This window comes from Klebsiella sp. OBRC7 (assembly GCF_000293135.1).
Lineage (GTDB): Bacteria > Pseudomonadota > Gammaproteobacteria > Enterobacterales > Enterobacteriaceae > Klebsiella > Klebsiella michiganensis.
Window position 1 is genome coordinate 1 of sequence record NZ_ALNJ01000120.1, and the last position, 25,887, is coordinate 25,887.

Consider the following 25,887-nt stretch of genomic DNA (forward strand, 5'->3'; position numbering starts at 1 on the left):
GACAGCGGTCAAACAGCACCACCGGCAGCTGTTCGCTGAGCTTCAGATAGTCGGCATCGTTGTGCATACAAGAGGCGACGATCAGGCCGTCAACCTGGCGGGCAATCATGTTATTGACCACCATGCTCTCCTGACCGGGGTTTTCGTCGGTACAGGAGATCAGCAGCTGAACGCCCGCTTCGCGGCACAGCATCTCCAGCTCATGGGAAAAGACCGCAAAGCCGTAGTTGGTGATCTCCGGCACCACCAGACCGATGGTGTGGCTGCGGTTATCGCGCAGCGAGCGGGCGTGAATGCTCGGCTGATAGTGCTGCTCGCGGGCAATCGCCAGCACGCGCTCGCGCGTTTCCTGCGCCACGCGCAGCTCCTTGCCACGACCGTTCAGCACCAGGCTGGCGGTCGCTTTGGAAACGCCCGCCAGTTCGGCGATATCTTTAATGGTTACGCGTTTGGTTTTCATTACGACGCCATGAGCCTGAAAGCAAAACGCTTATTCTATCATGCATGTTCGCAGCGGCCAGTAGCAGAATGCATCCGGCGCGCTGCCGGAGAAAATCAGCTGCGCCGGATAATCCGGGAAGCAGCGGCTGCTCATCACCCCCTCGCCGTCGTTGATGAAAATCTCCACGCTCGACCGATCGATGAAAATCCGCAGCGAGCGCACCTCGCCGCGCCAGTAGCGATAGTGCATTTCGTCGCTGGCGAGGCTGCGTCGCGCCAGACGGATACCGCTGGCGTCGCGCTGCAGGGTTAACGCACCGCCGAAATCAAGGCTTAGCGCGTCGTCGCCGACGGTTTGCAGCGCGATTTCCATCGGCGCCAGCGGCAGGGCGTTCCCCGGCCAGCCGTGCGCTTCGCCGCGCAGGGCGGTCAGCTCGCGCAGCGGACGCTGGTAAAGCTGACCGTCGATAAATTCCAGCTCGCGCAGGCAGGTCATCTGGTGGATCCAGCCGCTGGCAAGCGTCGGCTGAAGCATCTCTTCACCGTCCGGGACGCCCATCCAGCCGACCAGCAGGCGGCGGCCATCGCTGGTGTGCGTAGTCTGCGGGGCGTAGAACTCGAATCCGGCGTCCAGCTCGTGCAGCTCGTCGTGTTTGAACGCGGCGCGTTCGTAGTCGACATCGCCGCTCATCCATACAGCCGGATAGGTATTGAGGAAACGCTCTTCTTCGCGGGCAATCCCCTGCGGGCAGCAGATCAGAATATGCTGGTCGCCGAGCGGAAACAGATCCGGACACTCCCACATATAGCCCGCGTCGCTCAGGCCGTTAATGCCGTCGCCGGCGATTTCGCCCTCGCTGCGCCACTGATGAAGGTCCGGGGAGCTGAACAGCAGCACCTTACCGTGCTTTTGCCGATCCTGCGCTCCCAGTACCATGTACCAGCGGTCTTTATGCCGCCAGACCTTCGGGTCGCGTACGTGGCCGGTATAGCCCTCCGGCAGCGGCAGGACCGGACCGATTTTGCGGAAGGTACCGTCGGCGTTTTCCGTCGCCAGACACTGCCACGCGGTTCGGCCGCCGTCGTCAAACTTCACGTTGCCGGTATAGCACAGGGTGAGCGTACCGTTGTTATCCACCGCGCTACCGGAGTAGCAGCCGTTGCGGTCGTACTCTTCATCCGGCATCAGCGCAATAGGCTCATGCCGCCAGTGCAGCAGATCCTCTGAACTCCAGTGCGCCCAGCACTTGAACTTATGATCGCAGGCGAGCGGGTTCCACTGGTAGAACAGATGATAGCGCCCGGCAAACTCGACAAACCCGTTGGGGTCGTTCATCAACCCGGTCACCGGCGCATGGTGCCAGCGCGGATAATGGCTATCGGCCAGCGCGCGCGGCTGGCCCTGCATAACGGCCTGCAAAATCGCAGGCAGACGTGATGGTAGTGACATTATTCAGCGTCCGTTTTGTATTTCAACAGCAGAGAGACGGCGAAAGCGACGCCAAAGGCGATGACCATGCCGATAATGTAGTTCAGCAGCGAGCTGGCCTGCACGATGGCCATGCCGGGAATCGCCGTCAGGCCGACTGCGGTCATATAGACGTGCACTGACACGACCCACGCGCCGCCCGCCGCGCCGCCGATCAGCGCCGCGATAAACGGCTTCATGAAGCGTAAGTTGATACCAAAAATCGCCGCCTCGGTGATGCCCAGCATAGCGGAAAACGCCGAGGGCAGCGCAATGGCTTTGATTTTGACGTCTTTGGTTTTAAACCATACCGCCAGGCAGGCGCCGCCCTGGGCGACGTTGGCCATGGACCAGATCGGCAGCAGGAAGTTGACCCCGATGGACGGGTTGCCCAGCAGCCCGGCTTCGATGGCGTGGAAACTGTGGTGAATACCGGTAATGACGATAACCGAATAGAGACCGCCAAACAGCAGCCCGGCGAGCCAGCCGGCGTGGCTAATCAGGGTGCTGAGGACAAACGAAATGCCGTCGCCGAGCGCGCGACCGGCCGGGCCGATAATCAGCAGGGCGATAAAACCGGAAATAATCACCGTCAGGAACGGCGTCAGGATCAGGTCCAGGGCATCGGGGATCGCGCGGCGCAGCTGCTTCTCAACGATGCTCATAAACCACACCGCCAGCAGCACCGGGAACACCGTCCCCTGATAGCCGATCATGGCGATTTCGAGGCCAAAGAAGTTCATGGTATGGAAACCGGCGGCCACGCCCCAGGCGTTAGTCAGCGCCGGGTGGGTCAGAATGCCGCCGAGCGTCGCGCCGAGATAGGGGTTACCGCCGAATTCGCGGGCCGCGGTAAAGCCAATCAGGATCGGCAGAATGATAAACGCCGCCGAACTGCACATATCCAGCATGATGTAGAGGGCGTTGCTCGGATCAACCCAGCCGTAGGTTTTGACCATCCCCAGCAGGCCCATCAGCAGGCCGGAGGCGACGATAGCCGGGATAATCGGTACGAAGATGTTCGACAGCAGGCGCGCGATGCGCTGGAAAGGATTAAGCTTTTTCGCCGCGATGTCGGCGGCCTCCGATTTGCTGGATTCGCTAATACCCGCCGCCTGAATAAAGGCGGCGTAGACTTTATTCACCACCCCGGTACCGAAAATAATCTGCATCTGCCCGGCATTGCGGAAACAGCCCTTAACCCCTTCAATTTTGCCGATAGCCTGCTGGTCGGCCAGCGCGTCATCGACCAGCACCAGGCGCAGGCGCGTGGCGCAGTGCGCGGCGCTGGCGATATTTTCCTTGCCTCCCAGAAGCGGAAGCAGCGAGCGGGAAATCTGTTCAAAATCCATAGTACCCTCTGAATGCGTAAAAAAATTCGTGTTGTCGTCCCGCGTTAACGGGGGCGCAGTCTCTGCGTCGTTATTGTGTCCGGGGCGACGAAAGGCGCGTCGTCGCCCCGGAGGGGCCTGTCGTCAGGCGTTCACCGTCAGAACCAGGTTTCCATCTGCATACCGAACGACCATTCGCCGCCCGAGGTAAAACCATTGCTGCCCAGCGCGTCATCGCTGGCGTAATTATTCAGTTTTTTGCTCCAGTCCATCCACGAGGTGTAAAGGCGGATTTCAGGGCGGCTGAAGAAATCACCGATGCTGCCGACCTTAAATGTCGGGGCGAAGGTGAGCTTGTAGAAGCTACCGTTTACCGCATGACGATCGTTATAACCTTCGGGTTTGAGATCCATATACTGGTAGCTGCCTTCGTAAGCGAGAGCGAAGTTCTGGTTGATCTCCTGGATCAGGCGCATGTTGAGCGTGGCCCACTGATAGCTGTCACCATCGGCATAACGGCCTTTACTGCTTTGCGCCAGGATCGCCGGGGCGATAGACCAGTTTTCGCTGAGCGGGGTGGTGCCATAGCTGGCGAAGCGCCAGGTGTTGGCTCCCGACCGTAGCGCGCCGTCAGAGCCGATACCTTTAACTTCCGCGCCCAGGCCGTGACCGTAGAGCAGGGCGGTTTTGCTGGTGCCTTCACGCAGACCGTAAAAACTGTCGTTGTGCAGGCCGAGCAGCGTATGTACCCCGGTATTTGCCGCATCGCCTTTGACCGGGTTACCGTTGGTATCCTGACGGTCGTCGTTGTCTTTTGCCCGCATCCCGCTGACCATCACCTGCACCGGACCGATGAAGTTGTTCATGCTGAGGATATAGTTCTGCACGCTGTTGCTCGAGTCAGCAATATCGCCGAAATTGCGCCCGTAAAGCGAGAGGTTGCTGCGGATGCTGTCGTTCCACCTGACGTCGTAAATACCGCCGCCGGTACCGGCGAGGAACACAACGTCAGAGTCAATCCAGTGAATATCAAAGTTGTCGCGGTCAAAGCGTTTCCCGGCCCACAGGGTGGAGCCTTTAAACGCCCCTGTGAAGGTGGGCAAGTTACCCAGTTCGACAAAGGCCTGACGAACGTTCAAATCGCTGCTGCTTGCCGTCCAGTCGTTATAAGTGGTTTGTCCGTCGGCGACCATCACTTTGAAACGGGTCGTCGCGCCATTATCCAGGGTCTGCTTATGTTCAAGGTTCATTTCAACGTAGGTATCGGCCTGGTTTCCCAGACGACCGATAGCCCCGCCGGTTTCCCCCGCTGGCGTCATGTAGGCGCCGGATTTGGTGCTGGCGGCGGAATCATTCATTATCACGCCGGAGCGGGCGTAGCCGTGAAACTCAAAGCCGCTTTTCTCATCGGCCTTCTTCTCGAGTTTGGCGGTACGTTGAACCACTTCCTGCGTCGTGTCCTGATTTTTCTGCTGCTGCGCGGTGAGCTGTTGGACCTGTTTCTCCGCCGACTCGGCGCGGTTTTCCGCAGTTTGCGCCCGGTTTTCCGCCTCCTGCAGGCGTTTTTCCAGGGCGATCAAACGGGCTTCGATCGTGCTGAGATCCGTTTGCGCGTGGGCTGAGGCGGCGCCGGTTAGCAAAGCGATAAGGACGGCGAGTGTGCTTTTTTTATACATGCTGGTTGCATCCCGAAAGGAAAATGTAAAATGTTGTTTTTTGCTAAACCGGTTTAGGTGCTATGTTAAGCATGACCTTTAACATTTTGAAATGGATTTTGCTAAACCGGTTTAATAAATGTGATGGATGCAACAAAGTGGGCCGCGCGCGGCGGCCTGAAGGATCAAAACTGGCGATTAAGATCGCGCTGGTATGGCAGGGCGGTCATGGCGCCTTTCGCCGTTGTCGCCAGGGCGCCGCAGGTTTGCGCCAGCGTGAGCGTCGGTTCCAGCCCAGCGATATCCGTCGGCATCCCGTTGGCAGCAAGGCTTGCGAGCAGTCCGGCGACAAAAGCGTCGCCCGCGCCGGTGGTGTCTACGCTGACAACGGGCTTAGCGCTGAAATGGGTAAACTGCTGCTGAAAGGCGGCAAGTACGCCGGCTTTGCCCTGGGTCACCAGCAGCAGTTCAGGCTGATAGCGTTCGGTCACGCTGGCGATTCCACCGGCTAAATCATCACTGCCGCTGATGAATACCAGCTCCTCTTCCGACAGCTTCACCACGTTGGCCATGCGCAGGGCGCGATCGAGGCAGGCGTGCAGCAGCTCCTGATCCTGCCAGAGGTCCGGGCGGATATTGGGGTCAAAGCTGACCCGGCCGCCGGCATGTTTGATACTTTCCATCGCCGAGAAGGTGGTGCTGCGGCTGGGCTCGGCGCTGAGCGCGATGGAGCAGACGTGCAGCCACTGGTTGGCGGTAAACTGCGGCAGGTCTTCTTCCGCCAGGAACAGGTCCGCGCTGGGGCGCACCATAAAGGTAAAGGTACGTTCCCCCTGATCGTCCAGGTCGACCACCACGGTGGAGGTGCGGTGCTGGCCGTCGAGGCGCATATGGCTGACGTCGACCTGCTCTTGTTGCAGGGTATGGCGCATAAAGCGGCCAAACGGATCGTCGCCGACGCGGCCGATAAATCCGCTGTCGCCGCCAAGGCGGGCGATACCGACCGCCACGTTAGCCGGGGCGCCGCCGGGGCAGCGCAGCAGGCGGCCTTCGCTCTCGGGCAGCAGGTCCACTACCGCGTCTCCCAGAACCCAAACTTTTGCATTCATGTTGAAAATTCTCCATAGCTAAACTTAATTAAACCGGTTTAGCACATTAAAGCATAGTGACAGAATGAGGGGAACGTCACGGGCGGAAAAGTGCCAGTCAGGGCATAAAAACGTGAGCTGGTTAGCAAAAGTGTGATGATTCGACCTGGCGGGAGGGGCGTCCGGTGGCCGCGGGCGAGATGGCGGCATAACGCGGTAGGCCGGAGAGGCGCAGCGCGCCGCCTCCGGCAAGCCCTGGCAGAGAGAGGTCCTCAGGGTTTGATGTTCAACGCCGTAGCCGCTTAAGCCCCCGCGGCCAGACCGTCGATAATCACCTGCATCACCCCCTGAGAACAGGGCTCGATGCGTCCGCGCACGCCGTAAACCGCAGCCAGAGCCTGCGGGGTAATCACCTCGGCCGGCGCGCCGTCCCCCAGCAGTTGTCCCTCTTTCAACATCAGCACGTGATCCGCGTGGCGCAGGGCGATATTGATGTCGTGAACCACCACCAGCGTGATGATGTTGCGCCTCCGCGTCTCCTCACGTACCAGATCCATCACGTGGAACTGATAGTTTAAATCCAGCGCGCTAAGGGGCTCATCCAGCAGCAGCAGGGCTGGCTGACGGATAAGCGATTGTGCCAGGCCGACGAGCTGCTTCTGCCCGCCGGATAGCCGGTCGAGATAGCTCAGCGCCAGATGTTCAATGCCTAGCTGGCGCAGCAGCGACATCACCTGCGCCTGATTTTCCGGGCTGTGCGCTCCTCCGGCGGCGCGTTGAGCGACAATAATCGACTCCAGCACCCGCAAGTGCACGCCGGCGGGCAGCGTCTGCGGCAGGTAGACCACTTTTTCCGCACGCCGGGCAAAGGGGAGGGCAAGCAGATTCTCACCGTCCAGCGACAGCTCGCCCGCGGACGGCCCCAGCCCGGCCATCGCCCGCATCAGGGTGGATTTTCCGCTGCCGTTGGGGCCGAGCAGCGCGGTGATTTTACCACGCTGCAGCCGCGGTACCGTCAGGTCGCGGATCACCTGGCGTCTGGGATAACCGGCGCTGAAATGGGTCAGCGCCAGTCCGGATACAACATGGCTCATACGTGCCCCCGATGGCGCAAAATGATGCTCAGGAAAAAAGGCACCCCCACCAGCGAGGTCACGATGCCAACCGGAATCACTGCGCCGGGGATTAGGTTTTTTGCCGCAACCGAAGCCAGCGACAGGACGAGGGCGCCGATTAACGCGCTGGCCGGCAGGTAAAAACGGTGATCTTCGCCGAAAACCAGCCTGGCGATATGCGGCGCCACCAGGCCGATAAAACCGATTGGGCCAACGAACGCCACCGAAATCGCCGACAGAACGCTGATGCGCAGCAGGGTGGTCAGGCGCAGGCGGCGCACGTTGATGCCGAAGCTGACGGCCCGGTCCTCGCCGAGGCGCAGCGCGGTCAGCTTCCACGCGCTGCGCATTGATAGCGGCATGACGACCGCCAGTATCGCAAGCAGGATCCCCACCTTTTGCCATGAGGCGCGGTCAATGCTGCCCATCGTCCAGAACACCAGTCCCTGGAGGGTATCTTCGTTGGCGACAAACTGCAGCATCGATACCAGCGCATTGAAGGTAAACACCAGCGCGATCCCGAACAGAATGACGCCGGAGGTGGCGACCTGGGTCCAGCGCGTAATGCCGTCCAGCAGCAGCGCCGCCAGCAGGGCGAAGATAAAAGCGTTGGCCGAGACAAACCACTGGCCGGGAACACCGGGAATCCCTATCCCCAGCACGATAGCCAGCGCCGCGCCGAATGCCGCCGCCGAGGAGACGCCGAGCGTAAACGGGCTCGCCAGCGGATTGTTAAGGATGGTCTGCATTTCCGCCCCGGCGAGGCCGAGAGCCAGGCCGACGACGATCGCCATCAGCGCATAGGGCATGCGGATATCCCAGACGATCGCCCGCGTCCCGGCGCTGGCGCTGGCCGGGTCGGTAAGGGTTTGCCAAAGCGCCTGCAGCGACAGGCCGGATGGCCCCATCACGAAGTCGAGCAGCAGCGAGGCGACAATCAACAGCGTCAGCAGCAGCAGCATGATGGCGCGGCGGCGCACAATGTGACGGTAGTTTGCCATTACGTCACGGCTATCGACGCCGAACGTGACGATATCGGATTCAGGAGAGAGACTCATGGCTCATTACTCACCTTGTTGCCAGGAAAAAACAAACGGCAGATCCGGCAGGGTGGTGAAATGACGGACAATGTAGTGCCAGCTATCGTCAGGGTTGAGGTCGCTGAAGGTCTGGGGATAGATATCCTTCGCCAGATACGCCATACCGACGATATTCCACGGATGGTTGTAGAAGTGGTGGTAAATGCCGTAAGCGCGTTTTGCTTCAATCGTCGGGATGTTGCTCACGCCGGTGCGCGACAGCAGCCGCTCCGCCTGACGATTGACCTCCTGGGGATCGGCCTGTAAACCGAGCGGCAGCACCTGGCTATTCCCGCGTTTTGAACCGGTCATAATATAGGCATCCGGCTTCATGCTAATCACTTTTTCCAGCGACACAAAGCCGGAAGCGCCCGGCAGCAGCTGCGAGCCGATATTGTTCGCGCCGACGGCTTCGACCAGACCGCCCCAGCCGTTGTGGCCGTGGGTAAAGCAGCAGGCATCGCTATTACCCGCCAGCGCCTCAACAAAAACGTTAGCCTTCGGCGTGATGTTCGCGGTTTTCTGGCGGATGGCGTCCAGCTGCTGACGGTAATAGTCGGTATAGGCTTTGGCGTTTTCTTCACGGTTAAGGACTTTCCCCAGCAGATCGATACTCGGGGCGGTGTCTTTGCCGGGGTTGATTTCATAATCGACGAACAGCACGGGAATATTCAGCGCGCTGAGCTTGCTGATGACACCGCTCTCCTCCAGCGCGGGCTTCGCGCGAAGCTGGGCGATCATCAGGTCCGGCTGGCGGGAAATGACGCTCTCAAGGTCAACGTTGCCCTTATCGCTAAAGCCCATATCGAGGATCTGAGCGGATTGCGGCCACTTCTCCTGCAGCATTTTCCAGGTATTGATGTCCTGTTTTCTGGCCAGGTTATTCCATGCCACGACGCGCCTGAACGGGTTGTCGCGGTCGAGCAGAGCCATGGCCATAATATCGCGACCATCCTGCAGGATAATGCGCTGTGGCTCATGCTGGAGCGTAATCGCGCGGCCATCGAGATCGGTGACGGTGAGCGGATATTGCGCGGCAAAGCTACAGAGAGGAGTGGAAATCAGGGCAGTAAGGATGAACGAACCTACTGATTTTCTTGCCATAATATGCGTTCCGTTTGCTAATTTATAAATATAATGATTCTGAGAATTATTCTCGTGTAAACCTAAACGGCAAGTATATCAACGGCAAATGACTTAAAATGTAACAAATTTGTTGGAATTTATTCGAGCATTCAGAAGCGGGACGCGGCAGACCAAAAGTCGATAGAAAAGTCTGAAATCAGTTTTAAGAACAATCCCTAAAGCCAGACGGCAAAATCTTGTGCCATGCTAAATGCGACTCATAACATTAAGTTCGTTAGCGAGAGAGGATATTATGAAAAAAGCAATGATTGCATTATCGGCGATTCTGGTAGCAGCTCCTGTTTTTGCTGCAACAACGACACACGCAACCGACGATACCGTCGCGGCGGCCCATGAAGGGGCGAACACCGCGAAAGAAAAACTGCACGAGGCCCAGCACCAGGGTGAAGAGCAGCAGCTGAAAGCCAAACACGCGGCAGAAGGCAAAAGCGACAGCGTAGGCAGCGAAGTCAGCGAAGGCGCGCAGAAAACCTGGAATAAGACCAAAGAAGGTACTGAGAAGGGCTGGAACGCGACTAAAGAAGGCACCGAAAAAGGCTGGAATAAGACCAAAGAGGTCAGCAAAGAAGGCTGGGATAAAACCAAGCAGGGTGCCGAAGAGCTAAAAACCAAAGTCACTGAGTAATCACTGACTCATTGCTAAAAAAGGTCGCGAAAGCGGCCTTTTTTATTATTTAGCGCGTATTGTTCAGCCTCGGGTTAATATTTTTAACAGGTGATAATGCTATCCCCAATGGATATCTAGCCGGCTTGCGGTATACCCAGGAGCATAGTAAACCCTGTGGCTGGGTTAAATGAGTGCAGCCAATAAAAATGCGCCTTGAAAGACTAAGGGTATATACCAGGAATTGTCCTGGTTATATTATTACTCACGATTCCTCCACATTTTCCCGGTACAAAGGAAATATATCAGGAGGTGTATTATGAAAAAAATTCTTTCACTGGCGATTATTCTATCTTGTGCTTTGACTTCCGTCTCCTGGGCGGATGGTCCAGGCGGCAACAACCGTGGTCAGCAGCAGGTCTGGCAGCAAGACGCCGGCCGCGGCGGCCCGGACGGTAACCGTCAGCAGGGGCCACAGGCCAACAACCATCAGGGTAACGGCGATAATCGCGGCCCGGCGCATGGTGACAAGGGGCTGCAGGGTAACCCTCATCAGGAGCGCCATGAGCGGGACCACTTCGCGTGGAACGGCCATGATTTTCGCAAAGGTCAGCCGGCTCCGGAACGTTATCGCGGCAATGATTACCGGATAAATGACTGGAACGATCGCGGATTACCGGCACCGCCGCGCGGGCAGCACTGGTCCTATATTGACGGCAACTATGTGCTGATTGCCGCCGCGACCGGGATTATTACGTCGATCCTGATTAACGGCGCGCTGAGCCACTAACCTTTTTCTGCCTTAACCTCGCGACCGCCTCCCCCGGAGGCGGTGCTGTGCAACTGTCCGGGCTACCGATTTCTCTACGTCTGAGGGACGGTAGATCGTCCAGCGTAGCGCTATCGGGCACTGCCCACCCGTCCTTGTTCTCACGTCAAATCCGCTTAAAAACCGCAAAGTTGAAAATATCATCCTTGCGCCTCTTCTTTGATGTTTTATCTGCTTATTTAGGCTTTATAAATGAGTATTGTGCTTCATTGTTAATAAAAGGCAGAGAATGTAAGACGTTTCCTGGTTCAGGTGATAGTAAAATTCGTCCGCTTCGCCGTTAAATCGCCATGGATAAATCAGATGAAAACCTCGCGCGGAATAAGAAATCCTGCTTGCAATAAACCCTTAGCACGTTAAGTTATTAAAGCTTAGCACCTGATTCTATCTCCCGGAGACCGGCATGACCGACTGTGTAATTCCTGAAATTAAAGCCACCGAAGATGAAATGATTGCAATCCGTCATTATTTGCACGCCCATCCGGAATTAAGCCTGGAAGAGTTTAATACCAGCGAGCTGGTGGCCGGAAAACTAACCGAGTGGGGCTATACGGTGACCCGCGGGCTGGCGAAAACCGGGGTGGTAGGAACGTTAAGCAAGGGCGACTCGCCGCGCACTATCGGCCTGCGCGCCGACATGGACGCGCTGCCGATTTTCGAAGCGACCGATCTCCCCTGGGCCAGCACCGTGGCCGGAAAAATGCACGCCTGCGGCCACGACGGCCACACCACCATTCTGCTGGCGGCGGCGAAATATATCGCCTCGCCGGCCTGCCAGTTCAACGGCACGGTACACCTGATTTTCCAGCCCGCGGAAGAAGCGATCGGCGGCGCGGATTTAATGATCAAAGACGGCCTGTTTGAGCGCTTTCCCTGCGAGCGCATCTTCGGCCTGCACAATATGCCGGGCCTGCCGGTGGGGAAAATCGGCTTTTACGCCGGGAATTTTATGGCCTCCGCGGACACGGTAAAAATCACCATTACCGGCTACGGCGGCCACGGCGCGCACCCCGAGCGCACCGTCGATCCGATTGTCACCGGCGCGGCGCTAGTGATGAATCTGCAAAGCATCGTTGCGCGTAACGTACCGCCGGGCGAAACCGCGGTGGTGAGCGTCGGCACCTTCCAGGCGGGTATCGCCTCCAACGTCATCCCCGAGAACGTGGTGATGGAGCTGAGCGTGCGGGCGATGAAGCCGGAAATTCGCGACCTGCTGATTAAACGGATCAAGGAGCTCGCTGATTTTACCGCCAAAAGCTACGGCGCCAGCAGCGAGGTAGCGGTTTTTGACTCCTATCCGGTACTGACCAACAGCGTCGAAGAGACCGAATTCGCCAAAGCGCTGGCGCTGGACGTCTTTGGCGAGGAGGGCGTGCTGGAATCCATTTCGCCGATGAACGCCAGTGAAGATTTCGCTTTTATGCTCCAGCAGCGCCCCGGCTGCTACTTCCTGCTGGGCAACGGCGAGAAAGGCGGGAAGGGCAGCTGTATGGTGCACAACCCCGGCTATGACTTTAATGATGACATTATTTCTACCGGCGCGACGCTGTTCGCCCGGTTAGTTGAAACACACTGCCGTTGATCTCTGGAGTCCGTAAATAATGAAAAAATCTCTTCTGCTGTGGGTCGCGCTGATGGCCTCAACTTCAGCCCTGGCCGCAGAAAATAAGGAAATTCGCTTTGGCGTCGATCCGACTTTCGCGCCGTTTGAATGGAAAGATCCGCAGGGTAAGCTGGCGGGTTTTGATATTGACCTCGGCAACGCGATTTGCGCCCAGCTGCAGGCGAAGTGCGTGTGGGTAGAAAGCAACTTCGACGGCATTATTCCGGCGCTGAAGGCGCGTAAGTTCGACGCGATCCTCTCCGGCATGTATATGACCGAGAAGCGCAAAGAGCAGATCGGCTTTAGCGACAAGCTGTACAACGGCCCGGTGTTCCTCGTGGCGCGTAAAAACACCCTGGCCGGGAATACCGTCGAGCAGCTGAAGGGCAAAACCATCGGCGTAGAGCAGGGCTCGGCGCAGGAGACTTACGTTAACCAGCACTGGCGCACGGCGGGGATCAATATCGTCGCCTATCAGGGGGCGGATCGCGTGGTTCAGGATCTGGAGTCCGGGCGTATTGACGGCGCGGTGCTTTCCGGGATGATGGCCGACTACAGCTTCCTGCAGCAGCCGCAGGGTAAAGATTTTGCCTTCGTTGGCGGCCACCTGAAGGACGACAAGCTGTTCGGCGCCGGCGCGGCGATTGGCCTGCGCAAAGAGGACGATGCCCTGCGCCAGGAGATTAACGGCGCGATTGCCACTATTCTCGCCGACGGCACCTATAAAAAGTTAGCCGGGAAATATTTTAGCTTTGACGTCTATTCCGGGACATAATGTTGTTATGCATTCAGCGGGCACGGATAGCCCGCTTCAAGCTTCCTTTTCTTACTATCCCGTAATTGTCCTTTTCTGGCCCTCACGGCGTTCCGAAGGATACTGAATATAAGCGATAAGGAGTGAACGGCATGATGACACGTCCCCTGGGCAAAACCGGATTTTCCATCGCCCCGCTGGTGTTTGGCGGTAACGTTTTTGGCTGGACCATCGATGAAAAAAGCAGTTTTGCCATTCTTGATGCGTTTATAGACCACGGCTTCGATGCTATCGACACGGCGGATGTCTACTCCCGCTGGGCGGATGGCAACCAGGGCGGCGAGTCTGAAACCATTATCGGCCGCTGGCTACAGGCGCGGCCAGGCATGCGCGATAAGGTAAAGCTCTTCACCAAAGTGGGTTCCGATTTAGGCCTTCCCGGTCATAAAGGGTTGAAAAAAGGCTGGATCCAGCAGGCGGTGGACGACTCCCTGCGACGCCTGAATACCGATTATATTGACCTCTATTTCGCCCACTGGCCGGACCCGGAAACGCCGGTCGCCGAAACCCTCGACGCCTTCCACGCCCTACAGCAGGCGGGGAAAATCCGCGCCATGGGCGCCTCGAACCTCGATGCGCAGCAGCTTTCAGGCGCGCTGGAGGTGTCGCGTAAAAGCGGCCTGCCGGCCTGGCAGGTGCTGCAGCCGGAATACAATCTTTATCATCGCTCGGCTTTTGAGGGCGCGCTCTGCGACCTGTGCATCAGCCGCGATATCGGCGTGGTGACCTACTACAGCCTGGCGTCCGGCTTCCTGACCGGCAAATACCGCCAGCAGTCCGACCTGGCGCAAAGCCAGCGCGGGGGCGGTATCGGCAAATATCTCAATCCTCGCGGGCTGCGTATTGTCGATACCCTGGTTGAAGTGGCGGAGCAAAGCGGCGCTAAACCTGCCGAAGTCGCGCTGGCCTGGCTGATGAGCCGCGACGGCGTGACGGCGCCCATCGCCAGCGCCACCAGCCTCGCTCAGGTGGAGAGCTTTGCTCGCGCCGCCGCGCTGAGCCTGAGCGCTGACCAGTTGGCGCGTCTGGACAGCGCCAGCGCGTAAGTGGCCTGTTTGTTCTGCGGCGAGCCGCGCGCGTTCAAGGTTTCGGTCGGCTACGAATTTTAAGGCAAAACCGCAGGAGCGGGCAGGGCGGCTCGTTTCCTGCGGGTTGCGACCGGCCCGGCTTAGTGTTAAAAGGTGCCCCTTCATATAAACACACAGGGGATCGACGTGAAAGACGCGTCAACGTCGTCGGATGCCGTAGAGGAAAGCGGCCCGACGCTTCACCGCGGTTTACAGAACCGACATATTCAACTTATCGCCCTTGGCGGCGCCATCGGTACCGGACTGTTTCTCGGCATCGGACCGGCGATTCAAATGGCGGGACCGGCCGTACTGCTCGGCTATGCCGTCGCCGGGATCGTCGCCTTTCTGATCATGCGCCAGCTGGGCGAAATGGTCGTCGAAGAACCGGTTTCAGGCTCCTTTGCCCACTTTGCTTATAAATACTGGGGCCCGTTCGCCGGTTTTCTTTCCGGCTGGAACTACTGGGTGATGTTCGTGCTGGTGGGGATGGCGGAGCTGACCGCCGCCGGGATCTATATGCAATACTGGCTGCCGGATGTGCCGACGTGGATCTGGGCCGCCGCGTTCTTCATCATTATCAACGCCGTAAACCTGGTGAACGTGCGCCTGTACGGCGAAGCGGAGTTCTGGTTCGCGCTGATTAAGGTGCTGGCGATTATCGGCATGATCGGCTTTGGCCTGTGGATGCTTTTCGGCGGCCACGGCGGCAGCAAGGCGGGAATTGATAACCTGTGGAAACACGGCGGTTTCTTCGCCACCGGCTGGCACGGCCTGATTATGTCGCTGGCGGTGATTATGTTCTCCTTCGGCGGACTGGAGCTTATCGGCATTACCGCCGCGGAAGCGCAGAACCCGGAAAAGAGCATCCCGAAAGCGGTTAACCAGGTGGTATATCGTATCCTGCTGTTTTATATCGGTTCGCTGGTAGTTCTGCTGGCGCTCTATCCGTGGGTGGAAATCAAATCCGACAGCAGCCCGTTCGTGATGATCTTTCATAATCTCGACAGTAACGTGGTGGCTTCTGCGCTAAATTTCGTGATTCTGGTCGCGTCGCTGTCGGTTTATAACAGCGGCGTTTACTCGAATAGCCGGATGCTGTTCGGTCTGTCGGTGCAGGGCAATGCGCCGAAGTTTCTCGCCCGCGTCAGCAAGCGCGGCGTGCCGGTTAACTCCCTGCTGCTCTCGGGGATTATCACCTCCCTGGTGGTGCTGCTTAACTATCTGCTGCCGCAGAAAGCCCTCGGCCTGCTGATGGCGCTGGTGGTAGCGACGCTGCTGCTGAACTGGATTATGATCTGCCTGGCGCACCTCAAGTTCCGCGCCGCCCAGCGGCGCAAGGGGCGCGAGTCGAAGTTTAAAGCGCTGCTGTCGCCCGCCGGAAACTATATCTGTATCGCCTTTCTGGGGCTGATCCTGGTGCTGATGTGCACCATTGACGGGATGCGCCTGTCGGCGATTCTGCTGCCGGTGTGGATCCTGTTCCTGTTTGTGGCCTTTAAAACCCTGCGCCGTTCGGCGTAGCACGATCGCCCCGTCGTCCGGCGGGGCATTATCTCTTTTTATTGTGATCTTCTTCGCGCTTAGCGTATTTTGCCCGCGATCTTCTTTTTGTAATCGATTACTTTTCATTTGAGTATATTTGTAATCGATTACTTTTTGAGGGCGGTCGAAATGGTCACAACAACCGAAGGTCGTGAAAGTCCCCGCGTAGCCCACCGTTTTCTGGTGCCGCGGCTGTCGTTAATGATGTTTATGCAGTTCTTTATCTGGGGTAGCTGGTCGGTGACGCTGGGGCTGGTGATGACCCGCTACGAGATGTCGCTGCTGATCGGCGATGCTTTCTCCGCCGGGCCGATTGCGTCTATTCTCTCGCCGTTTGTGCTGGGAATGCTGGTCGATCGCTTTTTCGCTTCGCAGAAGGTGATGGCGGTGATGCATCTGGCCGGAGGGGTTATTCTGTGGTTTGTCCCGCAGGCGCTGGTGGCGCAAAACGGCGCGCTGCTGATTGGCCTGCTGTTCGGCTACACCCTGTGCTATATGCCGACGCTGGCGCTGACCAACAACATCGCTTTCCACAGCCTGGCGAACGTCGATAAAACCTTTCCGGTGGTGCGCGTCTTCGGCACCATCGGCTGGATTATCGCCGGTATCTTCATCGGCGTCACCGGTATCTCCGATACCACCGGCATTTTTACCCTGGCGGCGCTCTGCTCGGCGGCGTTGGCCGTTTATAGCCTGACGCTACCGCACACGCCGGCGCCGGCGAAAGTGACGCCGGTCCAGTTTCGGGACCTGCTGTGCGCCGACGCCTTTGCGCTGCTGAAAACGCGCCACTTCCTGATTTTCTCCCTCTGCGCGACGCTGATTTCGATTCCGCTGGGGACCTACTACGCCTATACCGCCTCTTATCTGGCGGATGCCGGTATCGCCGACGTCAGCACCGCGATGTCTTTCGGCCAGATGTCAGAAATCTTCTTTATGCTGGTGATCCCGCTGCTGTTCCGCCGCCTCGGGGTGAAATACATGCTGCTGATCGGCATGGCGGCGTGGTTTGTGCGCTACGCCTTCTTTGCGCTGGGGGTCAGCGAAGAGGGACGCTTCCTGCTCTATCTCGGCATCCTGCTGCACGGCGTCTGCTATGACTTTTTCTTTGTTGTCGGCTTTATCTATACCGACCGCGTGGCCGGTGAAAAAGTGAAGGGCCAGGCGCAGAGCATGATCGTGATGTTCACCTACGGTATCGGCATGCTGCTGGGGTCGCAGATTTCCGGCGCGCTGTACAACCATCTGGTGGCAGGCCAGAGCGTACCGCAGGCGTGGGTGACCTTCTGGTGGATCCCGGCGGTAGCCGCTGCATTTATCGCGCTGATTTTCCTTTTCTCTTTCCAGTACAACGAGAAAGAGCAGCGTTAATTTTTCAGGAGGTGGTATGAAAACAATCAAAGGACCGGGCATTTTCCTGGCGCAGTTTATCGGCGCGCAGGCGCCGTTTAATACCCTGGAGGGCCTGGCGCAGTGGGCCGCCGGTTTGGGCTATCAGGCACTGCAGATCCCCTGTAACCATCCGGCGATTTTCGACGTTGAACGCGCCGCCGCGAGCCAGACCTACTGCGATGAGGTGAGCGGCATCCTGGCGGAACAGGGCCTGGCGATCGGCGAGCTGTCCACCCATCTTGAGGGGCAGCTGGTGGCCGTTCATCCGGCTTATGATAAGGCCTTTGACGCGTTTGCGCCCGCCGCGCTGCGCGGTAACCCGCAGGCGCGCCAGCAGTGGGCGGTAGAGAAAGTACGCCAGGCGGCGGTGGCCTCGGCGCGTCTGGGGCTGAAGGCGCATGCCACCTTTTCCGGGGCGCTGGCGTGGCCTTGTTTTTATCCGTGGCCGCCGCATAATCAGCCGCTTCTCGATGAGGCCTTTGATGAACTGGCCCGGCGCTGGCGACCGCTGCTGGACGTTTTTGACGAACAGGGCGTGGATGTCTGCTACGAAATCCATCCCGGCGAAGACCTGCATGACGGCGTGACCTTCGAGCGTTTCTTGCAGCGGGTCGATAACCATCCGCGCTGCAATATGCTCTATGACCCCAGCCACCTTCATCTTCAGCAGATGGACTACCTGGCATATATCGATATCTATCATTCGCGAATCAAAGCGTTTCACGTCAAAGATGCCGAATTCCGCCGCGACGGGCGCAGCGGGGTCTACGGCGGCTATCAGAACTGGCAGCAGCGGGCGGGACGTTTTCGTTCGCTGGGCGATGGGCAGATCGATTTCAAAACGATTTTCAGCAAGCTCACCGAGTATGATTTTGACGGCTGGGCGGTGCTGGAGTGGGAGTGCTGCCTGAAGGACGCGGAGGTCGGCGCGCGCGAAGGCAGCGAGTTTATCCGCCGCCATATCATCCCGGTCTCCGGGCGGGCGTTTGATGATTTCGCCGCAGGCAAGGAGGGAGGAGAATGATTCAGGTCGGCATTATTGGCTCCGGGTTTATCGGGCCGGCGCATCTGGAAGCGCTGCGCCGGGTGGGCGACATCGAGGTGGTGGCGCTGTGCGACGGTTCGCTGAAGATGGCGCAGCAGAAGGCGCGCCAGCTCAACGTGGCGCACGCCTACGGTAGCGTTGAGGCGCTGCTGGCGCATCCCGGATTGCAGGTGGTGCATAACTGTACGCCGAACCATCTGCATGCGCGGATTAACCGACAGATCCTCTCCGCCGGACTGCACGTCTTTTCGGAAAAGCCGCTCTGCATGACCCCGGAGGAGGCCCGTGAGCTGGTGGCGCTGGCGGAAAGCGCCAGGGTGATTCATGGCGTCAGCTTTGTTTATCGCCAGTTTGCCATGGTGCAGCAGGCGGCGGCGATGATGCGCAACGGCGATGTCGGGAGGCTGTTTGCGGTGCACGGCAGCTATTTGCAGGACTGGATGCTGCTGGAGACCGACTATAACTGGCGGGTGGATTCGGCGCAGGGCGGGGCCTCGCGGGCGATGGCCGACATTGGTTCCCACTGGTGTGATACGGTGCAGTTTATGACCGGCCGACGCATTGTGGAGGTGATGGCGGATCTCTCCATCGTCTGGCCGACGCGCCAGGCGCCCGTGGCCGGCGACGCGACGTTCAGCCAGCATCGCGATGATATCGCGTATGAAGCGCGGCCCGTCGATACCGAAGATTTGGGGTCGGTCCTGTTTCGCTTCGACGATGGCAGCAAGGGGAGCTTTATCGTTTCGCAGGTCAGCGCCGGGAGAAAAAACGGCCTGACGGTGGAGATCGGCGGCAGCCGCTGCTCGCTGGCCTGGGATCAGGAGCTGCCGCAGCGGCTGTGGATTGGCCATCGCCAGGGGCCAAACCAGCTGCTGAGCGACGATCCGAGCCTGATGCTTGGCGAGGCCGCCGCCAGCGCCCACTTCCCCGGCGGACATAATGAAGGCTGGCCCGATGCGTTTAAAAATATGATGCTGAGCTTTTATCAGGCGGTGCGCGCCGGTGAGATGCCGCCGGCATCGTCACGGCGTTTCGCCTCGTTCTACGAGGGGGCGGACGTGATGTACATCATTGCGGCGATAGTGAAAAGCCATCAGCAGCAGCGCTGGGTGAAAGTGGAAAGGTAAACCGAAGGCGCGGTGCGCATTTCGCGCACCCGCTGGGTTATTTCACGCCAAAATAGCCGTCGAGATACGTTCCGGCCAGTTCATTACCGAACAGCACGGCGTCTTTATTCTCCATTTCGTTATCCCATTTATCGCTGACGTTGCCGGTAAATGCGTGCTGGGTTTTTGTGCCCTCTGCCACCTGCTGCCTGATTGCGTCGGCGGTACGGCGGGCGTCGCTTTCGCTCATCCCCGACTTTCTGTCATGCTGGCCACGGACATAGATGTCGGTGAAGTTCGGCAGATTTAAGCGGTAGTTTTCCTGACGGTTACTAACGAAGTTACCGCCGACGAAATCGCTGCGGTGTGAGATAAAATAGTAAGCGTGGCGTTCCGGGGAAGATTTTGAGGAGGTACAGCCGGAAAGGGCGGCAAGTGAACAGCCAAGCGCGATAAACGCTATTTTTAGTTTCATTGATATCATCATCCATAATTATTAGAACAGGTACACCGATCATTCGGCTACAGAACAAAACGGCTAATTATGTCTGTACGGTAGCACCTGAAGACCCATGAATCCAGGGGCCTTCAGGCAGCATTTTTTAGATCTGCGCCAGCCCGCCATCAACGTCGTCTGGTGGTTGCTGACAGCCCTTCGGACCTTATCAGCGGCAATATCGACTGCGCGTATTTATCGACTGGCTGGCGGAAGCATTTCTGGCGGCGGCGAGTGGGCCGCTGCCCGCAGGAGCCAGAGAATGACGATTGCCTGCGAATAGTACGCATCGCGCGATGATAAATTAAGTCACAAAATTGTATGCTCGCTTCGAGTAAGGGAATCAGGGCAGCGATGTTTTGCTATATATGATATAGTTAAATTATATGAGGGTTCTATTAAAATATTTAATGAAAGGTGTTAACGTTATTTTTTCGAAGGTCTGGAATTATAAATTAGTCTTTTGTTTTCTATGGTTATAGTAAATATAATAGCGGCAAAAATTTTTGTTTATAGTATGTTTGATATTCCATATGTATCTTTTTGAAAATATTTATAGCCACTCAAGAGGTAAGCGTAATGCCGGCAGGTAACCCTGAGATTAAATGTATGGCGTGTGGTTTAAACTGCCCTATTGAAGCGGAAGATAAAATGGAGCGATCCCTTTGCGGAGAGAGGAAGTTTTCTGTATGGCCAGATAAAAACTATTTTTTTAAGCGAGCGGTGAATGATTTGGTTTTTCGTGAAATTACCTGTTTTCTGCCTGAAGGAATGGTGGTGGTGGATTTCTCCCTCGACAATATTTTGTATTTTCTGCATGAGGAGTGGGCTGAAAAACTGCAGGAGACCGGGCTGAAAGTTATTTTACTCGCGGATAAGAGCATGCTGCCCATGGCTAATTTTTGGATGCTGCGCTCCGGATTATTATGGTCGGTGGTGGAAGTCAACGATAGCTTAAGCAGCTTAATCAAGAAAATAAAACGCATCATGCTGGGGCGAAATCTTCGCTGCCGGCGCACACCGTCGCTGACGGAGCATGAAATGAAGACGCTGCGCCTGCTGGCGGACGGGCATTCCAGCCAGGATATCGCCCGCATCATGGCGTGCGATACCCGCAGCGTCTACCGCTTTCAATACTCTTTATGCAAGAAGTTCGGCGGACTCAATCGCCTGCGCGAGCTGCGCTTCAGGCATAACATACCCGCTCTGGATTAGCAGCGGTTAACCCGGCGAATCCATGAAGCAGCCGTTGCCTAATTTATGATAACGTCCTAATGCGACAATATATTTCCTGTTGCTATTTTTCCCTTCGGGACCTGTCCAGCTCTCCCCTGGCAGCATATAAAATTGCGTTGAACTTTCATCGTCACCATTGCAGCCTTTCTGCAGAATGACTCTAAAATAGGTGTTGCCGGTATTTTTAATAGTGCCTGTAGCTTCGTTAATTTCATACTGGAATCGCGTCTTACGCGGGCGAACGATGAGAATCGTGCTCATCGATACCGAAGGGACAACATCCATTTTTTTCTGATCCAGACGCCAGGGGAGAACCATAACGGGCGTCTCCTTAAAGATCACCCGATAATAGCGCTCGACGTCATCTTTAGGCCCACGGTAATAGAGTTTAAAATATTCCTGGCCATTGGCCTGTACGGTGAACTGCAGCGGCGACCAGACCAGGTCTTTATCCTGAGTGGTCACCGGTCGCTCATTGCCGTTGCCCGGCCGGGAGATTTTGTAAGCCGAAATAGTATATAAGTTATTGCTTTTTGTATCATTGACTAGCGGCCGGGAGATAAAATCTTTACTGGCATCCATATCATAAATGATGGAATCAAAGTACACCGCGGAAGCGGGCTGGATACACAGCCCGCACAATCCGATGACAAGGAATTTTTGCATCATACCCCCCGATCGACGCCAATCCACGTGGCGGTCACTTTTACGTTCCCGGTGGCGCTGACGACACCCATCCAGTCATGGCCATTGGTGGTGAACTGTGAATGCGGGTCATCCATCGGAAACAGCAGTTTCAGCGTGGTAGTAAAAAAGAAACCATCGTTAATATTGGCGTTCCAGGCCGTCTGAACCCAGGCGGCATTGGTCATATCGACAGGATCTTCGCCGCAGCTGTTACGTACTTTTACGGCTTTACCGGTAGCGGACGTCCACTCGAGGTAGGCCGGGACGGGCACTTTTAGCGTCTCGTCCGCGGAGGTAAACAGACAGAACGGCAAGCCATACATGTTGATGGCGTCGCCGATGACCTGGGCGGTGATGCTATCGGCCTGACGCGATGCGGAGGTTGTCACTCTATACTCAAAGGTAATCGGTTCTTCGCTACCGATCTTTCCGGATTCTTGGGGATGGGAGCGCCCGTCACTGGGAATAATGCTGATGCCATATTCTCGCGGGACAATGTTAATTAATGTTGATGGCGTAAACTGATAATAACCCGACTGTGGAGTGACCCCGTTATCAAAATAGAAGGTGAAAAGCTCATCCTTGTTTGTTAAATCCGTTCCCGCCGCGAGGGTTTTTTTGAAAAAGGCGTTGGAGAGGAACACGTAGACGTATTCGCCTGATGGTTTGAAGATCTTGTTATAGACGTTGGTAGTGCTGAAGTTAGTCCAGGTTACCCCATCACCGCTGTACCTTATGTCGGAAGCGGAGGGCGTAAAGCCCAACAATACTGTGTCAATCAGCATGCGAAAAGTCAGTTGAGTAGTGAGAGTCTTGTTTTCCTGAAAGTTGTAAGACACCATTTTACAGATGACTCCCGACACGGCCGACGAACCGCTCCCAACCACGCCCATCTGGCATAAATCAGTACCGTGGCTGACGCTTGGCGTACCGTCGCTGGCAACCCAGACTTCCGCCATCGCGCCGGTGCTATTTAAAGTCAGATGCGAGACCTTTTCGAGGTTCATCGTATAGTAGACCCACTTTCCTCCGCTGGTGAGATCTTTACAGCGAAGGCCGGAGGCAAAGTCATAGTCGGCTTTGGAGTCCATATAGCAAAGATTGAGTTGTATTGCATCTATGGCTCCCACCGACTGGTTGCGGAAATATTCATAGGCGGACTGGCTCAGCGCGCCGGCGCCATAGCTACCGTTTTCGAATTTGCTACCGGACATGGCGTGAGCAAAGCCTTCTTTCTCGATGACATCGGGAGTGATATAGCCGGAAGCCGGGCAGGTATCACCCGTAGTCATGCAGCGGATACCGAGAAACGGTTGGTTAATAGGCGAGTTCGCGATCCACAGGTCAAAATAGCGGTTGGTGTAATTCCAGCCTGAGTTGCCTATATACCCCAGGCTACGCTGGTTTGTTTTATATCTTGTCCAGACGTTGGCGCCGCTGAAGCGCGGGGACAGGGAGCTAGAGGTAATAAAAAATTCATTATCCACGCCGTTGTCGATAAACATATAGGTGTTATTGCCCGTCCCGCTGCTGCTTGCGGTAAGCGCTATAGCCGGCGCAGCCAGCAGCCAGCCGGCCAGCAGTACGATGGCCTGGGGTTTAATAGACATTCTTAACATCTCCAGTCACTGATGCCGTTTGTTGTTGGATCTCACAAGGGATCTCACCGACCCACACGGCGCCTTTCGCCTCTGTCAGATCCAGATCCACTTCGCAGATGCCGCCGAATTTATCCACCAGGGTGATCACCGGATAGCGCTTATCGACGTCCATGGCGAACTCGCCGAGTTCGTCGGTGCGCGTTTTACCAATGTGGTTATGTATGTCGGCGTTGGCGTAGTAACCGCCGCGGCGATCTTTCACCCGGCCAAAGACGGTGACCAGCTGTTTGACTTCCGGGTTTAGCACGCTGACGTTGCCGGGATAGAGCACGACTTTGCTACGGCGGCCGCTAACAATATCGACGCTGTCTTCCGAATTTTTGTCGTTCATCAGCTCCACCTTATATTCCGCGTAAGGCGGAAGGCTGATGAAGTTGCTTTTGCCGGTCAGCGGGTAGTTCTGGCCGTTGATCTGCGCCATCATCCGGCCCTTGCCGTTGAAATTGGTGTTGACCACCAGGCCCGCGGTTTGCGTGCCTTTGCCGACATAAACATTTTTTTGCGTCCAGGCCACGCTGCCCTGCGAGCTCAGGCTGTAGTTTGAACTGTGCTGCGATGAGCGGCTGACGGAGACGGTGCCGGCGTTATATTTGGTGTCATAGCTGACGTAACCACTGGTGGCGTAATCGTCGGAACGATAGCTGCTACTGTCTTCTTTATTTTGTTTCAGCTGTTTCGAGACTGATGCGCCCACCTGGGTAATGGCGCTGTTGTCAAAGCGTTTTCGCAGCGTGGCGTTCGCCAGCACGTTACCGTTCTGGCTGGACACCCCGGTGCTGAGCCAGGTGGAGAAGGGGATAGAAACGTCAATATTAATGTACTTATCGCGCAGATTTTCGCGGTTGTTGTACTGATAGTTCTGAATGCCGGCGCGTAGCGTGACGGTTGCGTAGCGATTAGCTAACAGGGACTGATCGTAATCGACGTTGGTATAGGTGCTCCCGGTATATTTGTTATTGGTTCGGCTGACGCTCAGCGTGCCGAGGAACGGCGCGATTTTGCGCAGGTTAGCGTTGGCGCCGATGGTGACGTAGTCGTTTTTCTGCATCGGTAGCGCGTTACCGATAGAACCATACTGGCGCGACCCCCACAGGCTGCCGTACCCGTCCGGTAAACTCATATTGAAGGTGGAGGTGCTCTGCCAGCTGCCGTCGGTAGCGAGCAGCCCCTGCTGGTTAAAGCTAAACGCGTTGTTGAAAATAACGTTCGCTTCCGTTTCATTGACGCCGTTATTGTCAAAACCGTAGAGCGTGGTTTTCAGATTCACGCCGGAAAGCCAGGGCTGGCTGGTTGCAGCGGCGACCCCGGCTATCCATGTATTCTGTGTGCCATAATTGATGTTGTATCTATGGCGATAGTCCATCTTGTTGTATTCGAGGCTGCCCGCGAAGGTTTGCCATGAGAGATCGCCGGTGACGCTCGATTTCCGGGCGAACGTTTTATTGATATTTGCCGTCCGGCTGCTGACCACGCGCCCGTTAACGACCACCTGTATATCAACGTTGTAGATGCCAAACGGCAGGCGCGACGTATCGAGCTCGTAGCTGCCCATGGAGAAGTTTTGAATGCTGAGCAGTTTACCGTCACGGTAAACGTGCACTTCACCGGCGGCCGGCAGGAACACCGTTACGGGCACCAGAGCAAGCGTGTTGTCCTGCGTTTGGGAACTGCTTTTATTGCCATAGCTGATGCCGTAAATGCGGCTGGAGTTCAGGGCGCTCATGCTGGCGATCGATTGCAGGTTCCAGGTATCCACCATCCCCATGGCGAAGCGGCGCCCCTGATAGTCGCGTTCGTACATCGAGCGATACAGTTTACCCTGCTGGTTGCTGGTACCAATCCCGTACAGGGAACCGTTAAAGTTCAGATGGTGCTCGCGCAGCGACCAGGTATTATCCAGCGTCAGATAGCTGCTGGCGTTATCGGTATTCTCATATTTGTTGTAATAGCTCCCCATCGAGTAATTCAGCACGCTCGAGAGATTCTGGGCAGTGGACTCCCCAAGCATATTGGTACGCGGCAAAATAGCGGCCTGCATGGCTGCCCGGTTAACCGTCAGCTCAAGATAAAAGGAACGCGTATCGAGTGAAAGTGAGGCGTCTTTGTTGATATAAACGCGCTGACCATCGCCGATGCTTTTATCCTGCATCTCGTTGAGCAGCGATTTTATCTGAGGTGATAATTCGGTTCGTTCCGGCATCTCGCTGAGCGCGATCTGGTTCAGGCGAAACTCATTATCCTTGATTGTGAGTATAGCATCGGCGATTTTTTGCTGGCTGCGTTGGGTACTATTATCGCCTTCATAACGAATAAAAACAGGGACCGACATGCCCTGATACAACGCGTTAGCAAATACCGAAGGAATAACATAGTTACTGACTTTAACTGGCGCTGTAGCATTAGCTGCCCAACCCTGGTTTACCGTAATCAATAACCCAGCGAACAACGTCCCTTTGACATAACCAAGATTATCCATAAT

At 56.6% G+C, this 25,887-nt stretch carries 21 protein-coding genes and 1 pseudogene; 10 read left to right on the forward strand and 12 right to left on the reverse strand.

The window, feature by feature from the left end:
• The 8 genes from HMPREF1144_RS23105 to HMPREF1144_RS23140 all read right to left on the reverse strand — a co-directional run.
• On the reverse strand, positions 1–460 hold a 460-nt coding region (locus tag HMPREF1144_RS23105), incomplete at its 3' end, for a LacI family DNA-binding transcriptional regulator (protein ID WP_009654139.1).
• A gap of 30 nt (positions 461–490) precedes the next feature.
• Positions 491–1,891: a sucrose-6-phosphate hydrolase gene (locus HMPREF1144_RS23110; RefSeq protein ID WP_009654151.1), complete on the reverse strand. Its 1,401-nt coding sequence runs from the start codon at positions 1,889–1,891 to the stop codon at positions 491–493.
• Complete coding sequence (locus HMPREF1144_RS23115; RefSeq protein ID WP_004848525.1) at positions 1,891–3,261, reverse strand: sucrose-specific PTS transporter subunit IIBC; 1,371 nt, start codon at positions 3,259–3,261, stop codon at positions 1,891–1,893. Before HMPREF1144_RS23115 ends, HMPREF1144_RS23110 begins: the two co-directional genes overlap by 1 nt.
• Before the next feature lie 137 nt (positions 3,262–3,398).
• Positions 3,399–4,916: a carbohydrate porin gene (locus tag HMPREF1144_RS23120; RefSeq protein WP_004848527.1), complete on the reverse strand. Its 1,518-nt coding sequence runs from the start codon at positions 4,914–4,916 to the stop codon at positions 3,399–3,401.
• 164 nt (positions 4,917–5,080) lie between these two features.
• Positions 5,081–6,004: an aminoimidazole riboside kinase gene (locus HMPREF1144_RS23125; protein WP_004848528.1), complete on the reverse strand. Its 924-nt coding sequence runs from the start codon at positions 6,002–6,004 to the stop codon at positions 5,081–5,083.
• 281 nt (positions 6,005–6,285) lie between these two features.
• Positions 6,286–7,077, reverse strand: coding sequence for an ABC transporter ATP-binding protein (locus HMPREF1144_RS23130; protein WP_009654144.1), 792 nt, complete (start codon positions 7,075–7,077; stop codon positions 6,286–6,288).
• Positions 7,074–8,156, reverse strand: coding sequence for a FecCD family ABC transporter permease (locus HMPREF1144_RS23135; RefSeq protein ID WP_004848532.1), 1,083 nt, complete (start codon positions 8,154–8,156; stop codon positions 7,074–7,076). The genes HMPREF1144_RS23130 and HMPREF1144_RS23135 overlap by 4 nt, the downstream gene beginning before the upstream one ends.
• Before the next feature lie 6 nt (positions 8,157–8,162).
• Entirely contained in the window at positions 8,163–9,281 is a 1,119-nt protein-coding gene (locus HMPREF1144_RS23140) for an ABC transporter substrate-binding protein (protein WP_009654147.1), read from the reverse strand.
• 274 nt (positions 9,282–9,555) lie between these two features.
• Between HMPREF1144_RS23140 and HMPREF1144_RS23145 the strand changes: the two genes are divergently transcribed.
• The 9 genes from HMPREF1144_RS23145 (at position 9,556) to HMPREF1144_RS23185 (ending at position 19,349) form a co-directional block, all read left to right on the forward strand.
• Positions 9,556–9,948 (forward strand): hypothetical protein, encoded by a 393-nt coding sequence (locus tag HMPREF1144_RS23145; protein WP_004130158.1) that lies wholly within the window; start codon positions 9,556–9,558, stop codon positions 9,946–9,948.
• Positions 9,949–10,246: 298 nt separating this feature from the next.
• Entirely contained in the window at positions 10,247–10,717 is a 471-nt protein-coding gene (locus HMPREF1144_RS23150; RefSeq protein WP_009654150.1) for an RcnB family protein, read from the forward strand.
• Between the two features lie 442 nt (positions 10,718–11,159).
• Positions 11,160–12,338 (forward strand): M20 aminoacylase family protein, encoded by a 1,179-nt coding sequence (locus tag HMPREF1144_RS23155; protein WP_004848538.1) that lies wholly within the window; start codon positions 11,160–11,162, stop codon positions 12,336–12,338.
• Positions 12,339–12,357: 19 nt separating this feature from the next.
• On the forward strand, positions 12,358–13,134 hold the full coding sequence (locus HMPREF1144_RS23160) for an ABC transporter substrate-binding protein (protein WP_004848539.1): 777 nt from the start codon (positions 12,358–12,360) through the stop codon (positions 13,132–13,134).
• A gap of 131 nt (positions 13,135–13,265) precedes the next feature.
• On the forward strand, positions 13,266–14,219 hold the full coding sequence (locus HMPREF1144_RS23165) for an aldo/keto reductase (protein ID WP_009654133.1): 954 nt from the start codon (positions 13,266–13,268) through the stop codon (positions 14,217–14,219).
• A gap of 168 nt (positions 14,220–14,387) precedes the next feature.
• Positions 14,388–15,764: a phenylalanine transporter gene (gene pheP, locus HMPREF1144_RS23170; RefSeq protein ID WP_004848541.1), complete on the forward strand. Its 1,377-nt coding sequence runs from the start codon at positions 14,388–14,390 to the stop codon at positions 15,762–15,764.
• Positions 15,765–15,914: 150 nt separating this feature from the next.
• Positions 15,915–17,156, forward strand: a complete 1,242-nt coding sequence (locus HMPREF1144_RS23175) for an MFS transporter (RefSeq protein WP_009654126.1) — start codon at positions 15,915–15,917, stop codon at positions 17,154–17,156.
• Between the two features lie 16 nt (positions 17,157–17,172).
• On the forward strand, positions 17,173–18,201 hold the full coding sequence (locus HMPREF1144_RS23180) for a sugar phosphate isomerase/epimerase family protein (RefSeq protein ID WP_009654137.1): 1,029 nt from the start codon (positions 17,173–17,175) through the stop codon (positions 18,199–18,201).
• The gene (locus tag HMPREF1144_RS23185; protein WP_009654131.1) at positions 18,198–19,349 is read left to right on the forward strand and encodes a Gfo/Idh/MocA family protein; all 1,152 of its coding nucleotides are present in this window, start codon (positions 18,198–18,200) and stop codon (positions 19,347–19,349) included. The genes HMPREF1144_RS23180 and HMPREF1144_RS23185 overlap by 4 nt, the downstream gene beginning before the upstream one ends.
• A gap of 37 nt (positions 19,350–19,386) precedes the next feature.
• On the opposite strand, the gene HMPREF1144_RS23190 is transcribed toward HMPREF1144_RS23185, so the two are convergent.
• The gene (locus HMPREF1144_RS23190; protein ID WP_009654128.1) at positions 19,387–19,803 is read right to left on the reverse strand and encodes an Exc2 family lipoprotein; all 417 of its coding nucleotides are present in this window, start codon (positions 19,801–19,803) and stop codon (positions 19,387–19,389) included.
• 538 nt (positions 19,804–20,341) lie between these two features.
• Between HMPREF1144_RS23190 and HMPREF1144_RS23195 the strand changes: the two are divergent.
• A pseudogene (locus tag HMPREF1144_RS23195) lies at positions 20,342–21,039 on the forward strand (helix-turn-helix transcriptional regulator).
• Positions 21,040–21,045: 6 nt separating this feature from the next.
• Here the strand turns inward: HMPREF1144_RS23195 and HMPREF1144_RS23200 are convergent.
• From HMPREF1144_RS23200 to HMPREF1144_RS23210, 3 genes are read right to left on the reverse strand one after another with little or no spacing between them, the layout of a single operon-like run.
• Positions 21,046–21,729 carry a fimbria/pilus periplasmic chaperone gene (locus HMPREF1144_RS23200; RefSeq protein WP_009654152.1) on the reverse strand — a complete coding sequence of 228 codons (684 nt, stop codon included), beginning with the start codon at positions 21,727–21,729 and terminating at the stop codon, positions 21,046–21,048.
• A complete protein-coding gene (locus tag HMPREF1144_RS23205; protein WP_009654129.1) occupies positions 21,726–23,357 on the reverse strand; it encodes a hypothetical protein in 1,632 nt (543 codons plus the stop codon). Before HMPREF1144_RS23205 ends, HMPREF1144_RS23200 begins: the two co-directional genes overlap by 4 nt.
• Positions 23,347–25,884, reverse strand: a complete 2,538-nt coding sequence (locus HMPREF1144_RS23210; RefSeq protein WP_009654136.1) for a TcfC E-set like domain-containing protein — start codon at positions 25,882–25,884, stop codon at positions 23,347–23,349. Before HMPREF1144_RS23210 ends, HMPREF1144_RS23205 begins: the two co-directional genes overlap by 11 nt.
• Between the last annotated feature and the right edge of the window lie 3 nt (positions 25,885–25,887).

Coding starts and splice junctions, on each gene's coding strand:
- HMPREF1144_RS23110 (WP_009654151.1), bottom strand. CDS start 1,891: ATGTCACTACCATCACGTCTGCCTGCGATTTTGCAGGCCGTTATGCAG.
- HMPREF1144_RS23115 (WP_004848525.1), bottom strand. CDS start 3,261: ATGGATTTTGAACAGATTTCCCGCTCGCTGCTTCCGCTTCTGGGAGGC.
- HMPREF1144_RS23120 (WP_004848527.1), bottom strand. CDS start 4,916: ATGTATAAAAAAAGCACACTCGCCGTCCTTATCGCTTTGCTAACCGGC.
- HMPREF1144_RS23125 (WP_004848528.1), bottom strand. CDS start 6,004: ATGAATGCAAAAGTTTGGGTTCTGGGAGACGCGGTAGTGGACCTGCTG.
- HMPREF1144_RS23130 (WP_009654144.1), bottom strand. CDS start 7,077: ATGAGCCATGTTGTATCCGGACTGGCGCTGACCCATTTCAGCGCCGGT.
- HMPREF1144_RS23135 (WP_004848532.1), bottom strand. CDS start 8,156: ATGAGTCTCTCTCCTGAATCCGATATCGTCACGTTCGGCGTCGATAGC.
- HMPREF1144_RS23140 (WP_009654147.1), bottom strand. CDS start 9,281: ATGGCAAGAAAATCAGTAGGTTCGTTCATCCTTACTGCCCTGATTTCC.
- HMPREF1144_RS23145 (WP_004130158.1), top strand. CDS start 9,556: ATGAAAAAAGCAATGATTGCATTATCGGCGATTCTGGTAGCAGCTCCT.
- HMPREF1144_RS23150 (WP_009654150.1), top strand. CDS start 10,247: ATGAAAAAAATTCTTTCACTGGCGATTATTCTATCTTGTGCTTTGACT.
- HMPREF1144_RS23155 (WP_004848538.1), top strand. CDS start 11,160: ATGACCGACTGTGTAATTCCTGAAATTAAAGCCACCGAAGATGAAATG.
- HMPREF1144_RS23160 (WP_004848539.1), top strand. CDS start 12,358: ATGAAAAAATCTCTTCTGCTGTGGGTCGCGCTGATGGCCTCAACTTCA.
- HMPREF1144_RS23165 (WP_009654133.1), top strand. CDS start 13,266: ATGATGACACGTCCCCTGGGCAAAACCGGATTTTCCATCGCCCCGCTG.
- HMPREF1144_RS23175 (WP_009654126.1), top strand. CDS start 15,915: ATGGTCACAACAACCGAAGGTCGTGAAAGTCCCCGCGTAGCCCACCGT.
- HMPREF1144_RS23180 (WP_009654137.1), top strand. CDS start 17,173: ATGAAAACAATCAAAGGACCGGGCATTTTCCTGGCGCAGTTTATCGGC.
- HMPREF1144_RS23185 (WP_009654131.1), top strand. CDS start 18,198: ATGATTCAGGTCGGCATTATTGGCTCCGGGTTTATCGGGCCGGCGCAT.
- HMPREF1144_RS23190 (WP_009654128.1), bottom strand. CDS start 19,803: ATGAAACTAAAAATAGCGTTTATCGCGCTTGGCTGTTCACTTGCCGCC.
- HMPREF1144_RS23200 (WP_009654152.1), bottom strand. CDS start 21,729: ATGATGCAAAAATTCCTTGTCATCGGATTGTGCGGGCTGTGTATCCAG.
- HMPREF1144_RS23205 (WP_009654129.1), bottom strand. CDS start 23,357: ATGTCTATTAAACCCCAGGCCATCGTACTGCTGGCCGGCTGGCTGCTG.
- HMPREF1144_RS23210 (WP_009654136.1), bottom strand. CDS start 25,884: ATGGATAATCTTGGTTATGTCAAAGGGACGTTGTTCGCTGGGTTATTG.